This window comes from Methylobacterium sp. J-068, assembly GCF_022829445.1.
Taxonomy (GTDB): domain Bacteria; phylum Pseudomonadota; class Alphaproteobacteria; order Rhizobiales; family Beijerinckiaceae; genus Methylobacterium.
Window position 1 is genome coordinate 1 of the sequence record NZ_JAKSXY010000015.1, and the last position, 4,442, is coordinate 4,442.

4 protein-coding genes are annotated in these 4,442 nt (G+C 67.8%); all 4 read right to left on the minus strand.

Features of this window, described 5'->3' with window-relative positions; translation table 11 throughout:
• A partial coding sequence (locus MKK54_RS00580) for a phage tail length tape measure family protein (protein WP_244008573.1) occupies window positions 1-2,777 on the minus strand: 2,777 nt, incomplete at its 3' end.
• Window positions 2,767-2,916: a hypothetical protein gene (locus MKK54_RS00585; RefSeq protein WP_244008574.1), complete on the minus strand. Its 150-nt coding sequence runs from the start codon at window positions 2,914-2,916 to the stop codon at window positions 2,767-2,769. The genes MKK54_RS00585 and MKK54_RS00580, both read right to left, overlap by 11 nt.
• Before the next feature lie 161 nt (window positions 2,917-3,077).
• Window positions 3,078-3,446 carry a hypothetical protein gene (locus tag MKK54_RS00590; RefSeq protein WP_244008575.1) on the minus strand — a complete coding sequence of 123 codons (369 nt, stop codon included), beginning with the start codon at window positions 3,444-3,446 and terminating at the stop codon, window positions 3,078-3,080.
• Between the two features lie 10 nt (window positions 3,447-3,456).
• Window positions 3,457-4,442, minus strand: a 986-nt coding sequence (locus MKK54_RS00595; protein ID WP_244008576.1) for a phage tail tube protein, incomplete at its 5' end; no start/stop codon positions are given.

Genomic DNA, 4,442 nt, shown 5'->3' on the forward strand with positions numbered 1-4,442 from the left:
CGCTTGCCGAGGCCGCCTTCCACCGTGCGCAGCACCTGATCATACCCACCGTCGGCGCGGCGCTGGGGCGGCCCTTCCGGCTCCAGGTTCGTTCCGGGCGGGGTGATGAAGTTGATGCTCGGCATGGCCGTGCTTCCCGCAGATCGCGCGACGGCGCTCGGCATGGTGAAGTCCGGAGCGCCGCCACCACTGTAGCCCCGTGCACCACGCCGCATCGCCTCGACGGCGCCGACGCCGCCGAAGCGGGCCACGTCGTCCTGACTGAACACGACCTCGCCGGCATGGACGACGCCACGCACATCGAGCTTCCCGCCGGGGCCCGTGTATCCGCCATCCGAGAAGCCGAAGAACGACTTCGCCGAGGCGAGCAGAGCCGACAGGCCGCCAGCCTGAGCGGTCGGGCCCTGCGCTCCGGGGGATGGCGCATTTGAAGAGCCGCCGCTGAAAAGGCTGCTCAGGAGCCCGTAATCTCCGCTACCTCGTTTGCCGAACAGCATGTCGCTGATGCTGTTGGCGGCGAGATCGGCGGCACGGTTCTTCAGGCTCGACAGGACGTTTTCCAGAAGCTTGCCCTGGGCCACGCCATCGCTGAGGCCACGCACGAAGGTGCGCACACCGTCGGAGCCGATCGACCGATACTCGTCGGTGCGCTTGCTGCTGTCCCGCAACTCCTCCAGCCGCTTGGCCGCCTCGCCGGAGCGCTCGACATAGTCTTGGATCTGAGCCGTGAGCTGTGGCGTCACATCGCGTTCGGCGCGCTTCGCCGCAGTCAAAAGCTCCTGCTCGGTTCGATACCGGGCCACGGCCTCCGCGCCCATGCCGTAGGTCTGCGCTTCCTCGCCTTGACGTCGGATGCGATCCTCGAGCGCGCGTGTCGCCCGATCGTAATCGTCCTTGGCCTCGGCTTTGTCCTTATCCCCACCCTTGGCGCTCTCCAGCGCTGAGATGATGCCGGCGCGGGCGACCTGCCCCCGTGCATCCTCTGGGGTGACGGTCTTGCCGATGAGATCGAAGGCCTTCTGACGCTCGGCAACAGCCTTCTTCTCGGCATCGGTCTTGGCGTTGATCGTATCGATACGGAGCTTGTCCGCCTCGGCTGCCATCTTCTCGGCCGAGACCATCTTGCCGGTGGCATCGGTCATGGTGGCGATGGCGCGCGAGGTGGCGGTGTAGGCCTCTTCGGTCTGCCCGGGATCGGAAAGCTTGCTGCGAGCCAGCGGGTCGGCGAGCGCATCCCGCAGGGCGCCCTGCTGCTCACGAAGCTGGCTCAGCCGAGCGAAGTTCGGATCGACCGCGCGTGCAACGTTGCCGGCGGCCACGGAAGCCCTGCTCGCCCGCTCCTCAGCCGCCTTGCCCTCGGCGATCATCCGCTCCTGATCGGCGATGACCCGAGCGGTGGCGAGTTGGCGGACCTTCTCGCTGTCCTTGCCGTTCAGCGGATCGATGCCCAGCAGATTGGTCCGAATGTTATTGGCCTTGTCGACTTCACCCTGAAGGCGAGTAACCGCTTCGGTCGCAGTTTCCGGGGCGATACCGAGCTTGATGCCGGCGATCCGCTTGGCGGCCTCCCAATAACCATTCGCAGCCGCAGTGGCCCGGTCCCAGGCTCCGGCCCATCCAGTCGTCGCCGTCGTGTTCGCGTCGATGGTGCTCTTCAGGTACTCAGCCGCCGTGGCCTGGGCTCCGGAGCGGTCACCCTGCTCGATCTGCGTCTGGATCAACTGCCGGGTGCGGTCATCGAGACCGCCGATCTTGGCGGCGATCGCATCCATGCCGCTGGCGCCGTCGGAGATGGCGCGGCCGAGTTCCGCCGTTGCGGAGGCGGCATCCTGGCCGGTGACCTTGGCGTACTCGGTGGTGACGCGCGTCAGGTCGGCGATCACGGGCAGCGCGATCGTTCCCATGGAGGCGTAGCCCGCTACGATCTCGCGCGACGCCGACGCACTGACCTTGCCGGACTCGGCGTTGGTGCGGGCGATGGCGTCGAGTTGCGAAGCCGTCGCTCCCGTCGCCGCGCCGACGCCCTTGGTGGCCTTCTCCAGGACCTCCTGATCCTTGCCGGCCTGGACGGCGGCATAGGCCATTGCCGCGCCCATGGCGGTGACCGCCGTTGCGCCGACCGTAAATGGCGTGACCAGTGACAGCGCGCTCACGCCGAGCTGCTTGAGGCCGGCCCCGAGACCGCCCTCTCGATCGGCGAGTTGCTGCAGGATCTGGGGACCCTGCTGGAACGCAGTGGTGATCGGCGAGGCCCCGGACCCGAGCGACGAGGCGACGTCGAAGCCCTGATACCGGATGAACATCTTGTCGTAGCTGGAGAGACCCCGCCGAGCCGGATCGTTGTCGTTGCTCGTGCCGCCGCCGTACTTCGCCGCGGCAAGGCCCCGTAGGCGCTCGGCCTCGGCAGCGTCGAAGTAGCCACCCGATACGCCCCGTCCGATCCGGTCTTCTGCGGTGCCGAGCTGCTTGGCCTTGCGGTACTCCTCGTCGATCTGGAAGCGCAGACGCTCGATCTCGCGGGACGTCGCCGGGCTCGGCGTGGATGGAGCGGTTACCCTGCTGCCTGATCCCGCCGTGGAAGGGTCGGGCAAGCGTCGCGCTGCTTCACCAACCTCACGGACCTTATTGATGACCTTGTCCGCGCCGGCGCTCGTCCGATCCAAAGCGGTCGTAACGCCATCGAACGCCGTCTTGCCAGCGCCCCCCACCTCGTCCAGTTCGCGCCGGATCTCTGCGCCGCCGGTCGCCTGAAGGCGGATCGCGATGTTAGTCGCCATCGGTCACCTGTTTCTGAATGGACCGCACGATGACGGTCTCCATGCGCGGCAGGATGTCGGCGAGGAAGGCCGATCGGGCGCCCATGGCGTCCGCCAGCAGCAGGACGGCGGCGAAGTCCAACCCGTAGGGCGCACCCATGCCGGCGCGGACCTGTCCGCCGCAGCGTTCGACGACGGCCCAGGCCGTCAGGCCGTCAGCGGATTGCGGGGCCTGGACGATGTAGGGGCACTCGGGGCACGTCTCCCCGCATGCGTCGCAGTAGGCGGCCCCGCCCTCGAAGTGCCATTCCGCGAGGGCGATCAGCCGTTTTTTTCCGTCTCTCCCGCCAGGGCGGGACCAACGTAGAGCCGCTCGAATCCATCGTAGGCTGGCCACAGGCTCATCAGGGCGTCGATACCCTCGGGCGTCACCTCGACGGGGCGGTCGTCCACATCGCCGATGCCTTCCCACTCGGTGATGGCGAAGCGCGCCAGCGAGCGCACCATGGCGGACATCGCCTTGGCGCCCGTCTGCGGATCGCTGTCGGCATCGTCGGCCCGGAACACCCTGCCGGCGTCGGCGCGGGCCACGATGATCGCGGCGACGGTGACCGGTCGAACCCGGATGCGCACGCCTGGGATGAGGCTGAGCCATGCAAGATCCGGCGACGCGTTGGGGAGCTTCAGCACAGGGGCGGCCTCAATAGCTTGTGACGTTGTTGACGAGGGTGGCGGTGACCGTCTTCCCGAGGGTCATGTCCTTGGCCGCCTGCCACGCGAAGGTGGCCTGCACTCCGTTCGGCCCGGTCACGGGCGTCTTGGCGCGCGGCAGGTAGACGGCGTGGGCCTTGAAGATCAGGGAGCGGCTCGCGTCCGTGACCCAGCCGAAAGTGAGTTCGACGGGCGTGCCGGCGGTGGCCTGGTCGAGCAGCGCGGTGTCCTTGAAGCGGACCGCGATGTTGCCGGACATCATCACCATGCCGGGGTCGGCATCCTCGATGCGTCCGTCCCGACGGATTGTCTCCACCTTGTCGAGGTTGTTCGAGTAGGTGAAGTCGGCCGAGACGACGGAGCCGAGGTCCACGCCACCGCGCGTGATCGCTCCCTGGAACGGCGAGAACCGCTCGACGGAGGCCTCAGCCGGGGTTCCGGCACCCGACGAGGTCAGCTTGTTCTCGCCCTGCGCGATTAGGCCGAGGGTGGCGGTGAGCAGGCCCGAGCGCTGCATCTGCACGCGCATCGTGTTGCCGCGGACGCCGAAGTTCTGGCCGTAGCTCGGCACCTCCGGCAAGCCGATCTCGACCGTGCAGGACGGCAGCGCGACGGCGCCCGAAGTGAACACGTGGGTGTTGCCACCGGCGTCCAGGGTGGTGATCGGCGCGCCCATGTAGAGCTTCAGCCAATTGCCGAAGTTGCGCAGGTCGATCGGCACGACCACGTCGCCGTCGTTATTGGTCACGTCCTTCGAGGGCGGCAGCGGCTCGCGGCCATAGCCCAGGAGGTCGGACGCGATCAGGCCCTGCTCCTCGCCCAGATTCGACGAGACGAAGGGCAGCTTGCGGTAGCCGGAGGACGGCGGGGTTCCGTAGGTGGTCTCGAACGCCGCCGCCATGATGGCGTTGGCACCTCTGGCGCGGGCCATGGTGTTCTCCTGGGGTGGGATCAGTTCAAGGGATCGGTCGTGCC

Bases quoted from the DNA above. Each gene is read 5' to 3' on its own strand.
- MKK54_RS00585 (WP_244008574.1), bottom strand. From the start codon at position 2,916: ATGGGTGCGCCCTACGGGTTGGACTTCGCCGCCGTCCTGCTGCTGGCG.